This window comes from Thermococcus kodakarensis KOD1 (assembly GCF_000009965.1).
Classification (GTDB): domain Archaea; phylum Methanobacteriota_B; class Thermococci; order Thermococcales; family Thermococcaceae; genus Thermococcus; species Thermococcus kodakarensis.
Genome location: NC_006624.1, coordinates 536,732 through 553,077, shown reverse-complemented (window position 1 = coordinate 553,077; position 16,346 = coordinate 536,732). Strand labels below are relative to the sequence as shown.

General features: G+C 51.3%; 17 protein-coding genes and 1 pseudogene. All 18 read right to left on the bottom strand.

Features of this window, described 5'->3' with window-relative positions; genetic code table 11:
- Positions 1 to 27: 27 nt before the first annotated feature.
- The gene (locus TK_RS03205) at positions 28 to 705 is read right to left on the bottom strand and encodes a tRNA-binding protein (RefSeq protein ID WP_232500607.1); all 678 of its coding nucleotides are present in this window, start codon (positions 703 to 705) and stop codon (positions 28 to 30) included.
- Positions 611 to 1,804 (bottom strand): tetratricopeptide repeat protein, encoded by a 1,194-nt coding sequence (locus TK_RS12195; protein ID WP_232500606.1) that lies wholly within the window; start codon positions 1,802 to 1,804, stop codon positions 611 to 613. The genes TK_RS03205 and TK_RS12195 overlap by 95 nt, the downstream gene beginning before the upstream one ends.
- Before the next feature lie 116 nt (positions 1,805 to 1,920).
- Positions 1,921 to 2,991 (bottom strand): hypothetical protein, encoded by a 1,071-nt coding sequence (locus tag TK_RS03195; RefSeq protein WP_011249598.1) that lies wholly within the window; start codon positions 2,989 to 2,991, stop codon positions 1,921 to 1,923.
- Between the two features lie 229 nt (positions 2,992 to 3,220).
- On the bottom strand, positions 3,221 to 3,556 hold the full coding sequence (locus TK_RS03190) for a hypothetical protein (RefSeq protein WP_011249597.1): 336 nt from the start codon (positions 3,554 to 3,556) through the stop codon (positions 3,221 to 3,223).
- Entirely contained in the window at positions 3,557 to 4,540 is a 984-nt protein-coding gene (locus TK_RS03185; protein ID WP_011249596.1) for a DHH family phosphoesterase, read from the bottom strand.
- The gene (locus TK_RS03180) at positions 4,518 to 4,844 is read right to left on the bottom strand and encodes a DUF3194 domain-containing protein (protein WP_011249595.1); all 327 of its coding nucleotides are present in this window, start codon (positions 4,842 to 4,844) and stop codon (positions 4,518 to 4,520) included. Before TK_RS03180 ends, TK_RS03185 begins: the two co-directional genes overlap by 23 nt.
- Positions 4,845 to 4,887: 43 nt before the next feature.
- On the bottom strand, positions 4,888 to 5,241 hold the full coding sequence (locus tag TK_RS03175; protein ID WP_011249594.1) for a prefoldin subunit beta: 354 nt from the start codon (positions 5,239 to 5,241) through the stop codon (positions 4,888 to 4,890).
- Between the two features lie 70 nt (positions 5,242 to 5,311).
- Positions 5,312 to 5,560 (bottom strand): KEOPS complex subunit Pcc1, encoded by a 249-nt coding sequence (gene pcc1 / locus TK_RS03170; protein WP_011249593.1) that lies wholly within the window; start codon positions 5,558 to 5,560, stop codon positions 5,312 to 5,314.
- Between the two features lie 8 nt (positions 5,561 to 5,568).
- Positions 5,569 to 6,594: a CheF family chemotaxis protein gene (locus tag TK_RS03165; protein ID WP_011249592.1), complete on the bottom strand. Its 1,026-nt coding sequence runs from the start codon at positions 6,592 to 6,594 to the stop codon at positions 5,569 to 5,571.
- 21 nt (positions 6,595 to 6,615) lie between these two features.
- Entirely contained in the window at positions 6,616 to 7,365 is a 750-nt protein-coding gene (locus TK_RS03160; protein ID WP_232500634.1) for a hypothetical protein, read from the bottom strand.
- Positions 7,366 to 7,382: 17 nt separating this feature from the next.
- Entirely contained in the window at positions 7,383 to 7,868 is a 486-nt protein-coding gene (locus TK_RS03155) for a chemotaxis protein CheD (RefSeq protein ID WP_011249590.1), read from the bottom strand.
- A 43-nt stretch (positions 7,869 to 7,911) separates the two neighbouring features.
- Complete coding sequence (locus TK_RS03150; RefSeq protein ID WP_011249589.1) at positions 7,912 to 10,155, bottom strand: methyl-accepting chemotaxis protein; 2,244 nt, start codon at positions 10,153 to 10,155, stop codon at positions 7,912 to 7,914.
- A 1-nt stretch (position 10,156) separates the two neighbouring features.
- Complete coding sequence (locus TK_RS03145) at positions 10,157 to 10,780, bottom strand: chemotaxis protein CheC (RefSeq protein ID WP_011249588.1); 624 nt, start codon at positions 10,778 to 10,780, stop codon at positions 10,157 to 10,159.
- Positions 10,777 to 11,400, bottom strand: coding sequence for a chemotaxis protein CheC (locus TK_RS03140; RefSeq protein WP_011249587.1), 624 nt, complete (start codon positions 11,398 to 11,400; stop codon positions 10,777 to 10,779). The genes TK_RS03145 and TK_RS03140 overlap by 4 nt, the downstream gene beginning before the upstream one ends.
- Positions 11,390 to 13,767 (bottom strand): annotated as a pseudogene (locus tag TK_RS03135) (chemotaxis protein CheA). The gene TK_RS03140 and the pseudogene TK_RS03135 overlap by 11 nt, the downstream one beginning before the upstream one ends.
- Before the next feature lie 6 nt (positions 13,768 to 13,773).
- Entirely contained in the window at positions 13,774 to 14,841 is a 1,068-nt protein-coding gene (locus TK_RS03130) for a protein-glutamate methylesterase/protein-glutamine glutaminase (RefSeq protein WP_011249584.1), read from the bottom strand.
- 20 nt (positions 14,842 to 14,861) lie between these two features.
- Complete coding sequence (locus TK_RS03125; RefSeq protein ID WP_011249583.1) at positions 14,862 to 15,224, bottom strand: response regulator; 363 nt, start codon at positions 15,222 to 15,224, stop codon at positions 14,862 to 14,864.
- Positions 15,225 to 16,064, bottom strand: a complete 840-nt coding sequence (locus TK_RS03120) for a CheR family methyltransferase (RefSeq protein ID WP_011249582.1) — start codon at positions 16,062 to 16,064, stop codon at positions 15,225 to 15,227. It abuts the gene before it with no gap.
- Between the last annotated feature and the right edge of the window lie 282 nt (positions 16,065 to 16,346).

Genomic DNA, 16,346 nt, shown 5'->3' with positions numbered 1-16,346 from the left:
TCTCCTAATAAAAAGAAAGAAAAGGTTTCACCCCTTCAAAAACGCCTCGACGATGTTCCTCGTCTCGTTGAGGGCTTCAAGCGGGATTCCCTTCGGAAGGCCGCCGATTTCACCATTGACGTCCTTCAAAACGCCCTCTCCTGCACCGAGGAACATGCCCTCGCTCACTATTCCGCGGAAGTTTGCTGGCGGTAGCAGCGCAACGGCAACGCGGTTGCCTTCCTTAACGGTGAGGTCGTTTGTAACGACTGTTATCGCCCTGTCGCCGATGTTGACGTTCGTAACCAGCAAGCGGTCAGCGTTCGGGTGCTTTGCGACGCTCATGACTTCTCCGACCTTGATGTCCACCGCTATGACGGGGTCGTTTATCTTCCCTAAGGCCAGTCTCCTGTCAAGGCCAAGGATCGTATTCAGGAAGAAGCGAACTTTCGCAACGGCTTCCTCTACCTTCTCGCGCTCGCTCTTGTCCGCTAAGCTGAGAAACTTGTGGTGCCAGTCCTCCCCGCCAAGAGCTTCGATTATCCCGAGGGCCTTTTCCTTCAGGGCCTTCATCTGAGGTGTATCGACTAGCTCTTTTGGATCAATGTAGCTGTAGCGCATGGCCTGTATCTCAGGAATCATCTCCTTCGCCAGCTGGATTGTCCTCTTCTTGTCCCACTTCCCCTTGAACTTCGCTCCCTCTATCGTCTTCAGGAACAGCTCCACGCTCTTCTCCGCGACCAGTAAGCGGTAATCCTTGCTCGTGTCCCACATCTTCACCACCTTCCAGTGCCTTTAAAACGCGGTTCTTAACACTTTCGTCGGGAATTCCCTCCGCTATCGAGCGGGCCTTTGAGAGCTCTCCCATCCGCCTGTAGGCGATGGCCACTTCTCCTAAAAGCTCAGAGGCTAGGTGGGAGTCATCAATGATGCCCGCGAGGACAAGCGGCTCTTCGACGAGGCCGATGCGGAGCATTCTCTTTGCTATTTTGAAAAGCTCCTCGTCGGAGGGTCTGAACTTTCCAACGAGTATGAGGTTCATGGCGTCTTCAAAGACTCTCCTTCCGAGGTCCGGCCTCTCGTGGAGGAAGAGCCAGTAGCTGAGCTTCAGCATTTCCGAGGCCCTCTCCCTGAGGTCTAAGAATCGGATTAAGTCTACTGCCTTTTCAACGTCTCCCTTCTCCACGAGGGAATCAACAACGGTTTTTCCCCTGCGGAGAACCTCTTCTATAAGCTCTATTTTCTCGGAAAGCTCTTTTGCCTGGAGGTTGAAGAATAGGGACTCATATACTTCCTTTGCCAGGCGATAGTAGTCGAGGGCGATGGGGGCGTTTATCTCATCGGCGGTTTTTTCAATCAGCCTGGCGACGCTGAGAAGGGATGACAGGACTGCTGAAGACAGGCCCCTCGCAGACTGGAGGGTCTCAACGGCCTCCCAGAAGAGCAGATAAGCGTCTCTATACCTGTCTGAGATGGCAAGGTTTCTGGCAATGCCCGCCAGAAGCTCTCCTCTAATCCTGGGGGAGGAGAACTCCCTGGCGAGGGAAACCGCCAGTATCATGTACCTCTCCCCTGCGCTCTCGCGTCCGAGCTGATAGAAGGCTCTCCCCACTATGGAATAGGCGAGCGCTTTTTCCCTCTTGTCCTCGATGCCCTCAAGGGCTTGGAGCATCTCGGAGAGAACCTCCTCTCTCGGGAACTCATCAAAGATTCTCAGGAGTGCAAGAAGACGCTCAAAGCTATCCTCAATTTTAAGTGCAGAATTAAAGGCGCTTTTGAAATCTTTTCGTGAGAGGTACCTCTTTACCGCTTCCACAGAAACCACCAAGAAGAAAATATGCATAGAGCCTAAAAGCCTAACCCTTCGGCTATGGGTTGGACTCCTGGCTCAATCGTGTACTGCCTTCTCCAACATGAAAACGAAAAATTTGAAAGGAGATATTAATCAACTTTGAAACACAGAACAGGAACCGTGGATATGTCCGTGCTCTCTCCCCTCCAGACGTGGTGCCTTGTTTGCACATCCGAGTCTAAAGAAAGGTCAAAGTCGAACGCTTTCATGTTGTCGTATTCAAAACCCACGTCGATAAAGAGCCCGACGAGACTGGCCTTCTCGGCGGCGGTTTCGCTTATCTTCCCCACGGCCTCGAGAATATCGATGAACTTTAGAACATCCACTGCAAAATCGCTCGTGTTGAGGTCCCATATATGGAACGCATAGTACCCTATATCCCCTGTGGACTCATGAACTCCTTCATCTATCCACCTATCAATTGGCGGAACTTGGGCATCCGATGGTTTTGACGTCCCCCCTGTTATTGTGCTGGGGTAAAAGTCCTTAACGTAGACGTACTCTTCGTACCACACCCAGCCTGCACTGTAAACCCTCCATCTCTCGTAACGGTATTTGACGTTCATCCAGATGTAGTAGGGACTACCCTGGGGAAAATTGGCGTAATGAGAACCAGTTTCGTCTTTTTGAACGATGTTGTACGAAGCCAGCCGGGTCCAGTCTTTGTCCACAAACGCGTTGATGCTGAACCCAACTTTCTTGTTGATGGAGTAGGTGTACGAGATGTACCCCTTAGTTGAACTGTCCGGGATTACCTGGGCCACTACGGTTGGTGCTGTCCACTCGTAGGAGTCCACCAGCGTGCGGCTGTAATAGTAGAGGGGCTGCACGTCGTTTGTCTGCTCGGAGGACGTCTTCACGGCGTTCTTTAATGGCCTAAACTTGGGAACTACACCTCTTGATTGGGGCAGTTCCTTCCAATCGAAGCTGACGCTTTCGATGGAGACGTTGCCGTCTTTTGTGACTATCGTGAGAAGAATCAGCGGCTGTGACAGCCTTTTGTTTTTCCTGTACTCGTCTTCCCAGGCCTTTCTGAGGTCGCCGAGGTTCAGGATAATCTGTCTATTGTTCTTGATGTCGTATTCGGCAATCTGTCTGAACCCTTCGGGATAAAGGGCTGAAACGAAGACGCGCGCTTCTCCAGCATTCTGGATGTTCACACTTGCCAGGTTCCTGAAATACGGCAGCTGTATATCACTCGCCGTTACGAAAAATCCAGAAAAAAATCAAACCCACCAGAAGCATTGCAGGGATTACTCTTTTCATGGTACCACCGACCAAAATATTCATGGAATTCTATATTAAGTTTTCGGTGTGTCACAGCGTCTAGTGGTAATCATCCTCTCGAAATGTGCGTGTAGTTCCAAAGATTTAGAACTCAGAGGTCGGCTAAGACCTCTTCTGCGACATCTTCCTGTCCCAGTTCTCGAGCATTGAATCGAGCGCCAGAAGGCTGTTGAGCCTGAGGCGTACCCTTTTGTTGTCCCAATCTATTGAGCCTTTGAAGTCGTTCAACAGCTCGAACACCTTTTCGGTTTCCGAAGCTGGAAGGTTTCTTCCGTAGAACTCCTCACCGCAGTGAGGGCATTTGAAAACGAAGTCGTTGAAGGTCTCCATGAACTTATCCCTGTCTTTGAAAACGTCCTCACCAACACCCTTTTCGAGCATCTGGTTTATCAGCTCGGCCCAGTCGAGGGCCTTTCCACAGAGAGGACACCTGGCCACTCAACCCACCTCCCTCAAAAACTTCTCAATCTCCTTAAGTATCAGCTTGATTGCATCATCAAGGTTCTTCTTGCCATTTGCCCCAGCGGCTCCTGCGTGCCCCCCACCCGAGCCGTCAATGATTGGCCCTACTTTTTCCATTATCTTCCCGAGGTGGAGACCCTTCCTGACGAGGCTTTCCCTGGCCCTTGCGGAAATCCTGACGCCGTTCTTCTCGCTCCCAACGATGGCTATATCCGCCCCAAGCTGGAGGAAGACCTTGCAGGCAAGGGATTCGTAGGCCGAGACCTTTGAGACGGCTATTATGTACTTCCTGAACTTCCTTATCTCCATCCTCTGGCAGGCCTTCAGCACGGCCATCCTCTTCGCCTGGTCAATGTTCTCGTCGTTCACCGGGGCAACCAGCTGGAAAATCTCTCCCATCTGAACCGGAAAAGCCTCAAGCATCTCGGATACGGACTTGAACGTTTTCGAGTTCGCGAACCTGAAGTTGGCAGTATCGGTCACTATCCCGGCAAGGAGGGCTTTAACGGAGGGACCATCGGCAAACCCAAGGTACTTAAAGAGCTCCCACACGATCTCAGCCGTGGATGTTCGCGTTGAATCAACGACAGAAATATCTGCTGTTATCGGGTTCTTCTTCTCGACGTGGTGGTCTATTAGGATTGTAAACTTATCCTTTGGAATATCAATCGGCTCAAGCTGTTCGAGGGAAGATGTGTCGAATATCACAACGACGTCTTCATCAACGGAAGGGTTTTTCTCAACCGGGACGGGAGAAAGCGTGAGAAGCCTCTTCGCGTAGGAGGAAACGCTCTGGGCAACGCCAATTCTAACCCTTTCAACTCCCCTCGCCTTTAGAAAACGGGCAAACGCTATTGCAGAGCCGAGGGAATCGGGATCGGCGTTATGGTGGCAGAGAAGGAGAAATGACTTGTCCCCAGCTGTCTCAAGGAAGCGTCTAAGCTTTATCTTGCCCTTCATTTGCGATCTCCCTCAGCTTTTTCTCAACGGCCGCGTAGGCCTTCTCAACCGCCTCGTCAATCAGCCTCTCCACGTCAACTTTCACGAAAACCGGAACCTCAAGGTACACCTCAAGCTCAAGGTCGAGGGTTTCGCCCCTGTTTATTCTCGTCGTTACCTCTATGTCCTTCACGTCGCTCCTGTTGAGGGCATCAAAGACGTGCTTTATCACGACTCTCTGTGCGAGCTCACCTACCTCGATTATCTGCTCCTCGGTAAGCTCCGGCAGGCCTATGTGGACTACTCTCCTTCCCTCGCTTTCCATGGTCATCACCGCTGACGGAAATAATCTGTAAGAAAGAAGAGGATCAGCCGGCAGTCGGCGGCCTCAGGGCCGACTGTATCTGAGCGGTAAGCTCCTTGAGCTTCTCGTTGAGCTTCTTCTCCTGCCTCTCAAGGGCGTTCAGGCGAACCTCAAGGGTCTCTATCTTCTCCTTCAGCTCCGCAACGGCCTTATCCTTGGTGGTCTTGACGATGAGTGTGCCGACGGTCTTGTAAACGACGGCATCATCGGGAAGGCTCTCTATCTCATCGAGGGCCTTCTTGGCCTCGGTGAGCTCAAGCTGTACCTTCTGCTTCTGCTGAACGACGAGCTGGAGCTGCTGCTGGTAGCTCTCAAGCTGGCCCAACATCGCCTGAACCTGCGGCGGAATGTTCTGCATACCAACACCTCCGTAATCGTAATCCCTATGAGAATAAGGGAGGGGCTTTAAATAGTTTCGGTGGGGAAACTCAGACTTCAATGGAGTCCATAGCGACCTTTATCCACCGCAGGTAGGAGTTGAGAGTCCCCCGCAGGGCGGAGTTGTCTTCCGCGATGAACTTGAGCCTTATCTTCCTTCCGTCGAGAACGAACTCACCTTTCGTCCTCCTGTATGGAACGGTATCGTGCTCTATCCTGACGCTCTCGTAAACCACCCTGGCAACTTCCTCATTGGGGAACTCCAGTTCAATTACAGCCTCTATTGGGCTCTTCATCATGACTCCCCTCACATGACACCCATGTTGTACTTCATAAGCTTGTTGACGAGCTTTCTTCCGTCTCTGGTCAGGTCAACTACCTTCCTTATCATGACCAGCTTGAGGAGCCCCTTGTCTATTAGACGGTCATAGATGTCCTCTATCTCTTTCTCACTTATTCCAAACATCTCGTGGAGGGTGAGGGGATCCATTCCAGAGTAGAGGGCCATGAGGACCTGCTGCTCCATTTCATCGAGTCCACCGAGTTCCTTGAGCTCCCTCTCAAGCTCCTCTTGGAACTCTGCCTTGATCGTTGGGAACTCTTCAGAGGCCTTTATTAAAAGCTCAACGTAATCCTTCCTGTATGTGAGAAGGTACCTCAGAATGTAAAGGCGGACCTTCTTGTCCTCAACAAAGAGGTATGAAACGACGCTCTCTTTCTCATAGAAGTGCTTTATTTTCCAGGCCTCGACCTTTTTGTTGTCCATCTCTATCTCTTCTATGTCTAGGTCTTCCATATCGGAAAAGAGGGGCACGGGCTTCCCTTCGGAAGTCAGGACTATGATGTTCCTCTCGCGCCTGTTCTTCCTAACTGATCTCACGGTTACAATACGGAGTGTACCATCCTCCCACTTGGCGTCCATGTTGAGCGCACCGCCGCGCATCCTCGCGAGAAGGAGCTTAACTTTAACCCCGTTGATCAGAACCTCAAACACTCTGTGAATGAAAGTCTTAAAGGCCTTCTCATCATAAATCAGAAGGTTACTCCCGATGGTCAGAACGAGGGTCTTCTCCCCGGAGCCAGGAACGTAGAACTTCATCCCAAAATGCGGGAGCTGGGGATCGAGCTTAAGCTCATCCGGTATTTTAATACCGATGTCTATTAATGAAGAAAATGGAAACACGTCCTCACCAACTACCTGGCCCATTCTAAGGTACCTCAGAGTAATCCTGTCGTTTTCCAAGTAGGCCATCGCGTCCCTCCACTTTATTGAGGTCGATCCCTTCCAAGTTGACTGTATGGTAGCCTTGACCCTAACCTGGGCGATTGTCATAGCTCTCATCCTCTTTCAGTTTCATATAGCACTCAACTCCTCAAGACGGGCCTCAAGTTTTTTAACTTTCTCCTGAAGTTTCCGTACCTCGTTGCTCAGTCTTATCTCCAGTGGAGTAACCGCCGGGTCTCCGCCGCGCTTTTCGATCAGGTCGTCGAGGATGCTGACGGCGCTGTTTATGTACTCAGTCATCTTTATCAACGCTTCTTCGTGCTTCAGGACAATAGTACCCTTGTCCTTGGTCTTTATAGCCAGCGGAAGCTTTGTCTTTGAGACGTATGTGATCATAAGCTCAAGCTGTTCTTTGTCCTTCTTGGCCGGAAACTTCATGAGCCAGAGCCTCTTGAACTCCTCAAGCTCGTTGAGCACTTTGACGAGAAAAGCGTTGTAGTCGTCCTCCGTGACGTATCCGAGGGCATAACCCCTCGCAAAGTCCAGCAGAGTGAGTATGCGCTTCTTCTTTTCCTTCGCCTCGTCGAGTATCTTCCCCATCCTCTCGTTTATGATGCTCCTAAGCTGTTCAAGTAGTTCTTCCTCATTTTTGGTGACCTTGGTCTTCTGTGGGGTTTTGAGTTTAAGTTCGCTCTCGTTTGCCCCCTCCGTCACCTCGGGAGCCGTTTGAACTGGTGCCACACTTCTGGACTCCGCAATGGTGCTCTCAAGAACCTGGTAGATTTCCCTGGTGTAAGACTGCATCATCCGGCTTACCAGGAACGCCGAGATACCAACTGCAACGACGATGCCTATTAGGAGCACCACCAGTGTTATCACGTCCAAGATACCACCCCCTAAAACACGGCCTCGATAACCTTACCGTTTGAGACTTTCCTCATCCTAACCTTCCCAGTGCTGACGTCCAGGTATATGGTTCTTCCACCCTTTCCACCAGTGTCTTCAGCGACCAGCCTTATACCGCGTTTTTTGAGCTCCCTCTTTGCAACTTCAACGTTCTTCTTCCCTACCATTAGGTTCTCGTTGCTGACGTTGGTGAACATGTGCGCCCCCCCGAAGAGCTTTGCCTCAAGCCTTCTCGGCGATGCACCCAGCTTCATCATATCCTTTATCAGGAGCTCCAGCCCGGTGTCCACGTACTTTGCTGGGTTTCCTCTGCCACCGTAGCGGGCGCTCTCAGGGAGGAGCGCGTGAAGCAGGCCGCCTACCCTGTTCAGACGGTCGTATAGGGTGATGCCCACGCAGGAACCTAGCCCGTACGTGCTTATTATCCCGGTCTTCTTAGCCACTGCGTAGTCCCCGATGCCGACCTTGACCTCCACTCTTGTCACCACCGTTCAAACAATAAAAGGATGAAGGGAGATCTCAGAGCCTAAAGTTGCTCGTCTGCCTACGGAGCTCGTCAACGATCTTCTTGAGTTCGTCGGCTGCCCTCTTAAGCTCCTCAATGGCTGCCGTCTGTTCTTCGACGGCGGAGCTGACTTCTTCTGCCGAAGCAGTTGTCTCCTCAGCCGAAGCAGCCAAATTCTCCAAGGCTTTCAGAGCCTTATCAACCTCTTCCTGCGTCCTAAGAATCTGCTCCTTCACGTGACCCAACCTAGCACCAGTATCACTAATCAACTCGGCAATGTTCGTCAAGTACTCCGTGGTTTCTCTAAGAGTCTCCGACGACTCACTAACAACACTCACACCCCTCTGCGTGGCGTTAACAGCATCTTTGATCTCATCAGTCATCCTGCCAATAATCTCCTTAATATTATCCGCAGCCTTCTTGCTCTCCTCGGCCAAATTCCTGATCTCTTGCGCGACAACTGCAAAGCCCCTACCAGCCTCTCCCGCTCTTGCTGCTTCAATAGCCGCGTTCAAGGCTAAGAGATTAGTCTGCTCGGCGATACCAGTAATAACATTCGTAATCTCCTCAATACTCCTGCTCATCTCATTAACCCTGTTGACTGCGGCCTCTATGTTACCCATCATCTCCTGAATGCTCTGAATCTGCTGTGCCGAAACCTCACCCTTCTGCCTGCCTTCGTCAGCAATGTGAACAACCTCGTTGACAGCACCCTCGAACTCCTCCATGGCCCTAACGCTCTCCTCACTCATATCAGCAACAAGCCGCATGCCCTCAGTAATCTCGTTAATGTTCTCCTGCTGCCTCTGCGCCTCAATACTAACCTGCTGTACCGCCTCATTCACCTGATTAATCGCCTCAGTAACATCATTCGCAACCTGGGCAAGCATGTTTGCGTGCTTCTCAAGCTTCTCGGTGAGGCCGACGATGTTGCCGAGAAGCTCCCTCATCTTGGTGCTCATGTCCTTTACGTCCTCTATGATCTCCCTCAGCTCACCTTTTGCCTCGACGCTGAGGCCGTTGCTCAGATCACCTTCGGCAAGACGCTCAAGCTTCTCCGCTATTCCCTGCAGTGTTCCAACCATGTCCTTGGATACGGACTCGAACGCTTTGATGAGCATTCCAATCTCATCTTCCTCAAGATACTGTATTCCCCTGAGCTTCTCCTTGACCTCGCTGAGCTTACCTTCAGCGAGAGCCTGGGCCGCGGCACCGAGCGCGACGAGCGGCATGAGAGAGGTGCTGATAAGTCTGTAGGCAGCCAGAACTATCACCGTTGATATCGCGAGGAGAAGGACTATCATCATGTACGTTGTTTTCTGAGTATTGTCCTGCACAGTTCTGATGACGGCCATGACACCCTCAGTAACTTCTGCGGTTGGGACCTTAGTGAAGACGTACCAGCCCGTACTGGGTATCTTGTAACCGGCAGCGGTGGCCTTAACCCCCTGCCACTCGTACGTCACAACCCCACTGTCCTTTCCGCTCCTGACTATGTCTGCTATTGGCTTGAGACTCTCCTGCTCAAAGACGTTGAGCTTCATGACGTACTGCTCGTTTGGGTGAGCTATTATGAGGCCATCCTCGTTGACGACGTAGGCGTAGCCGGTTTCTCCCACCTTAACGCTCTTTATCTCGTTAACGAGAGTGTCTATGAACACGTCGAGGCCTATGACGCCTATCAGCTCGCCGTTGCGGTAGATGGGCACTGCGTAGGTTACCACCCATTTACCACTTGAAGCGTCCTGGTAGGGGTCGCTCCACACTCCTTTGCCTGCTTTAACTGCCTCCTGGTACCAGGGCCTCACACGCGGGTCGTATCCTTCGGGAAGCTCCTGCTCTGGGTAGATGAACATGTTGCCGTATTTGTCACCGAAGTACACGGAGCTTATCCTGCTGTCGGCGGCCGCCACCGTCTCGAAGTGCTCCATGAGAATCTCGTTGAGGGGCTCTACATAGTCCCCTTCGCCAAACTTGTAGCCCTCACTCTCAAGTTCCTGGATTCCGATTACCGCTAACTTTTCGGTAGTGGTTCCGAGGGCCTCAACCTCATCAAAGAAGGCCTGGAACTCCTTTGCTAAGGCCTCCGACTTGGCGCTTACGGTCTGTTCTGCCCACTGCTGCATCAGGGGCGTTAGCTGGGTCTCGATCTCGTTTGCCATGTTATTTTCGCTATAGAGCAACATCCCGCTCGTCAGCACTGCCACGATAACAAAACCCAAAACAACGATGGATATGATCTTCTTCTTGAACTCCATATCACTCACCACCTTCCTCCTTCACCTGGGCCTCCAACCTCTTCACGAGCTTTTCAAAGGACTCCTCGTCAGGCACCAAATAGAAAAAGCTCTCAAATCCGATGTTCTCCTCGTAAAAGCGCGTTTTGAAGAGCATGATCTTGTCGACGTTCCTTAAATCCGGTCTGTTAAGTTCTTTCTCGATGTCGTAGAGGGAATTTATTGGCTTTGGTGGACTCAGCGATACTGGTTCCCCAACCAGCTTAGCGAGAATATCGGTGTAGACTGATATCAGAATGTTGCCCACCTCGGTTATGGCTGACTTGCCCATCTCGTCCAGTTCTTTCATTCCGGACGGATCCATTCCCATCAGGGCCGCGGAAAGGTTTATTGCACTCTTCGTCGGGAACTGGAGAACCGTTAGACCGCCAAGTCCCTCGGTTATATCAAACGCCACCACGAAGCTGTTTGAGATGCCGTTCTGGGTGAGTCTCTTCAGGAACTCCACCCTGGAGAGCACCTCAACCTCAGGAGGCTCCATCTCTATTGGTCCGCCAACCATCTCGGAGAGCGATGTTAGGGCGTGGGACATCGCGATGTTAGAGGCCTCTCGGAATATGTCCTTGTACCACTCGCTAATCTTCATAACATTCCCCCCGTGAGCTTTTCAAGGACCTTAACCATGTCTTCGGGCTTCGGAAGAATGAAGAAGTGCTCGTTAAACTCAATACCTTCAACCTTTATCACCGTTCCAAGGAGCATCGTGTAGTCGCAGTACTGTCCTATGTCGGCCAGGGCGAAGTCGAGTATCGCGGGGAGGAAGTCAATGGCGATCTCTGGGGGAGTCTGTTCTATCGTGAGGCCAAGGAACTCGCTGAGGGCATTTGCATAGGCCGAGATCAGGATGTTGCCCATCTCCATTATCGCGGACTGGACCATCTCGTCTATCTCGGTAGTAGTTCCGGGCTCCTGCATCATCATGAGGTCGAAGAGCCTAGTCGCGTCGTCGAAGTCCATTATGAAGAACGCGTGCCCGCTGAACTCGTTTCCGAGTCCGACGTAAACAGCGACCTTAACGTCTTCTCCAACCTTCTCTGGAAGGTTCTTCAGCGACGTTATCTCAAGCTGGGGCACTTCGATCGTGACTGGATGCCCCAGCATCTCGCTCAAAGCGTCCGCTGCCCTGGATGCTCCTATGTTGAACGTCTCAAGGAGAGCGCTCTTGGTGAATTCGTCCATATTCTTTATGTACTCCTCATAGTCCACCGCCGATACCTCCCAGCAGGCTGTTTATGTCAATAATCAGAATCACGCTACCATCACCAAGTATGGTAGCTCCAGCAAATCCCTTAACACTAGATAATGCCTTCCCGAGGGACTTGATGACTATGTCCTTCTTGTGGAGGAGCTCGTCCACCTTTATGGCAAGCTTCTGGGCGCCGAGGTCAACTATAATGGCCGGGAACTCCTCGGACTCCGAATCGGGAAGACCGAAGAGCTCGTGGAGCGAGACTATTGGGATTATCTCCCCCCTCAGGACTATGACCTCCCTGCCACCTATGGACTTCAGGTCACTCCTCTTGACCTCTATAGTCTCGAGGATGTTGTTTATCGGCACGGCATAGATTTCGTCCATGACCTTGATGAGGAGGGCCTGTATGATGGCCATGCTTATCGGGAGCTTGAGTATGAAGGTCGTTCCCTTGCCGACTTCGGTCTTGACGCTTATACTGCCGTTAAGGGCCTTTATGACATCCTGAACGACGTCCATACCAACGCCCCTTCCAGAAACGTCCGTAACTTTCTCAGCCGTGCTGAACCCTGGTAGGAAGATCAGGTTTATTGCCTCCTCGTCGCTGAGCTCCGCTGCCTGCTCAGGTGAGATTAACCCCTTCTCAATGGCCTTTCTCTTTACCTTCTCTGGGTCAATGCCCCTGCCGTCGTCCCTCACTATGATTACAACATGGCTCCTCTCACGCCTTGCTATCAGCTCAAGTCTGCCCTTGCGCGGTTTTCCAAGCTTCTCTCTCTCTCCTCTGGCGGCTCTATCCCGTGGTCTATGGCGTTTCTTAAGAGGTGCACAAGAACGTCGCCGAGCTTGTCCAGGATAGTCCTGTCAACCTCTATCTCGGTACCCTCCATGATGAACTCGACTTCCTTGCCCTCCTTTCTGGCCAAACTCCTGACCATGCGCGGGAACTTGTTGAAGACCTCAGCAACTGGAGTGAGGCGCATCTGCATTATCTCGTCCTGGAGCTCCGCCATCAGTCTTGAAGTCGTTGAGAGGGTCTCGATGAGCTCCCTGTCGCCCAGGCGCTCGGCTATCTGCTCAAGTCTTCCCTTGTTGATGACCAGCTCACCGACGAGGTTCATCAGCTTGTCTAGGTGAGAAACGTCTACTTTGATCAGCTTCGACATCTTGATCTTTTCCCTGGGGGCGGGAGGCTGCTTTTTAACTTCTGGTTTTGGCTGCACCTCGGGTTTTTTGGCTTCTGCCTGTGTTCCCTGAGCCTCAGAGGGTTTCTCCGGTGGTTTCGAGCCGGGTTCAACGACTTCAACACCCGCCACATCTGGATGCTTTAGAACGGCTTCCTTTATCTCGTCCAAGTTAGCATCGGGAGCGAGCGTTACCTCAAAGTAGTGGCCGTCTATAAGGTCCCCGTTCTGTATGTCAAGCCTAGATGGATTGGTTGAGAGGACTTTGGCCCTCTTCTCTATCTCCTGGAGAACTAAAAAGCTCCTAATTCCTTTCAGAGGAGCGTCCTTCTCTAGGAGTATCCTCAAAGTTATGCCTCCACCCTCGGAAGGCTGCTCCTCGGCTGTCTTAGTCCCCTCTTCGGTCTTGACGGGCTTTGGTGTTCCCTCCTCTAGGAGCGTCACTATAACGTCCTTTATCTCGGGATGTCTGCCAACGAGCTTCTTTATCTCCTCAGGAGAAGCCTTTGTGGCTACCTTAAACTCCAGTTCATCAACGTCGGCGGAGCCGTCCTCTATGATCGATCTCTCTGGCTTTGTCTCGAGAACTTCACCTATCTCCTCCAGATCGCGGAGGATCAGAAAAGCCCTGACACCTCTCAGCTGTGCATCTGGATAGAAGATAGCTTTTACGTGGTAAACGTTTCCAGAAACTTCCGTTGGAGTCGCTTCCTGGCTCTGAGGGGGACCCTCTTCAGTAGAAGGTACCTTTGGTTTTTCTTCCTCGGCCTTCTTTGCCCCTTTCTCCCTGGTGTACCCCTTCAGCAGGGCGTTGGCCTTTTCAAAGAGCTCATCAACATCAACGTCTCCCTCTTTTCCCGTCTCTTCAATGTTGTTTATCATTTCTTCGATTGCCTCGATGAACTCAAGGACGAGGTCAACGACATCCGGCGTCGCCTCAACAAGGCCGTTCCTTATGGCGTCGAAGAGGTTCTCCATTTTGTGGGCGGCCTCGCTGAGCTTCATGAACCCCATTGTGGCGGCCGTTCCCTTGAGGGTGTGGGCGTCTCTGAATATCTGGTCTATGCTAGCTCGTTTTGCCTCCTCGTCTCCGTTTTTTACAGCCTCTTCAAGCCGGAGGACTGCGTTGCTGATGCTGTCGATCCTATCCCGGGCATCTGAAAGGAATTCCTCAAGGTATTGGGACATGTCTTCCATAAATCCTCACCTCGGTATCTTCCTGAGGGCCATCACTATGGTGTCGGCGATTTTATCAAGCGGCACAATGTAGTCCACCATGCCGGTCTCAGCCGCGGCCTTGGGCATTCCGTAGATTATCGACGTCTCCTTGTCCTGGGCTATCGTGATGCCGCCTTTCCTCTTGATTGCAACTATTCCCTCCGCACCGTCCCTTCCCATTCCAGTCATAACGACGCCGACTGTTCTTCGCCCAAAGACCTCCGCAACGCTCTTCATCATCGGATCGGCTGCTGGTCTTACGCCGTGAATTTTTGGGCCCTTGTAGAGCTTTATCGTGGGCTTTCCGTTCCTCAGGGTTACCTCCATGTGATAATCACCAGGAGCAACGTAGGCCCAGTCCTTGTTCACCACCTCACCATCTTCGGCCTCTTTGACGTTCAGTTTTGAAATTCTGTCGAGCCTAGCAGCGAAGGATCTGGTAAAACCTGGGGGCATGTGCTGAACGAGAAGTATCGCGGCGTCGAGCTCGCCGGGAAGCTTTTCAAACACCTTAAGAAGGGACTGGGGGCCACCTGTGGAAGCCGCTATCGCAACCGCCCTTCTGGCGGGTTCTCCAACCTTCTTTGCCTTTTTCAGCTGCTCCGACAATACTCTCCTGCGCCGGAGCTGGAGAAACCTTCTGGGCACTTTTGCCGCTTCTTTCACTTTGGCGATAATCTCGTCCCTAAGTTCACGCATGTTTATCGAGATCGATGATGACGGCTTGGGAATGAAGTCTATGGCACCATATTCGAGCGCCTTTATCGTTGCCTCGGCACCCTCCTGCGTGAGGGCGCTCACCATGATTACCGGTGTGGGATACTTGCTCATTATGAACTTGAGAGCATCGAGACCGTTCATCCTAGGCATTTCGATATCGAGGGTTATCACATCCGGTTTCTCGGTTTTGACCTTCTCAATGGCCTCGATTCCATCACGAGCCTCACAGCAGACCTCGATGTCGGGATCAGATTCCAAGATATCCCTAAGTATCCGCCTCATAAACGCCGAATCATCTACCACCATCACCCGTATCTTTTTGCTGAGCGGCATAGTACCACCCTAAATGAAAGTTAAGAGGAGAGAACCCTGTTCACTTCCTCTATCACCTTCGGAGCCTGGAACGGTTTAACGATGTAGCCCTTGGCTCCACTCTTGAGGGCTTCCATGACCTTTGCCTCCTGACCGACGGCGGTGATCATGATGATCTTGGCGTTCGGATCTATCTTCATGATCTCTTTGACCGCGGTAATTCCGTCCATTTCGGGCATGACTATGTCCATAGTCACCAGATCAGGCTTCAGCTGTTTGTATTTCTCAACCGCCTCCTTTCCGTTGCTTGCCTCCCCAACCACCTGGTGGCCGGCCTGAGTCAGTATCTTCTTAACCAGCATCCGCATAAACGCGGCATCGTCAACAACAAGCACGCGTGCCATTCACTTCACCTCCACGTTTTTCCTTTTCACATAGATACGAGCGACCAGGTCATAGAGTTTAAACAGCCGGGCGGCACTGCCCAGAATCGTTTCGGTTTTACCGAGTACGAGATAACCGTGATCCTCAAGCGAATTGTACAGCTTTTTGAAGACTTCCTCTTGGGCCTCCTTGGTCATGTATATGAGAACGTTTCTAATGAATATCATGTCAAAGCCCGTAGGGTATCTGTCTGAGAGGAGGTTGAAATGTCTGAACTCAACGTATCTCCGTATCTGAGGAGAAATGCGGTAGTGATCTCCCATAGGGAGGAAGTATTTCTTTATCAGCGGCTTTGGAACGCTTTTCTCGACGATCTCTTTGGGATAAGCACCCCTGATGGCAGTGTTTAATGCTTCCCTGTCAATGTCGGTGGCAAGTATTTTGAGCCTGTATCTTTTGAGATCATCCCCCAGGAATTCGCTGAAGAGCATGGCTATTGAGTATGGCTCCTGGCCGGTTGAGCATGCCGCACTCCATATTCTTATCGTGGTATCGTAGTGCTTGCGCTTGTATTCAATTAATTCTGGGAGAACCTTCCTTTCAAGGGTCTTCCAGACTACTGGATCTCTGAAGAACTCGGTAACGTTTATTGCAACGGTTAGAAGGAGGTCGTCAAGCTCCTGCTTGTTTTTCTTTATTATCCTGTAGTACTCCATGAAGTCCGTTATGCCGAGCTTCCTCATTCTGGCGCGTATTCTCCGAAGTAGGTATGAGTCCTTGTAGGCGTTACTGTCGGCATTCAGATACCGAAACAGTTCCTGCTTTATTAGCTGATATCCCCGATCTTTAATTTCGTTCACGCAAACCACCGCTTTTGCAGTTCTGATTTTGCTCTAGGTGGGCCCCAATTTAAAACAAATGTATTTCGCGTTGAATCCTATTCATAGTTTATGGCACTTCCATTAAAAAATTATTATGTGTATGTGTTTATGTAGGTGCATATGCATGCTCTTACCAAGAGGATACTGGGAAAAATTTCAAACAATTAGTACGAAATAAAGGTCGAAAACCTTTTATATCGTAAAGTTGAATAAGTTAGTAGCACTTCGGGCTGATCAGTGCTGTTAGTTGGGCATGTACGG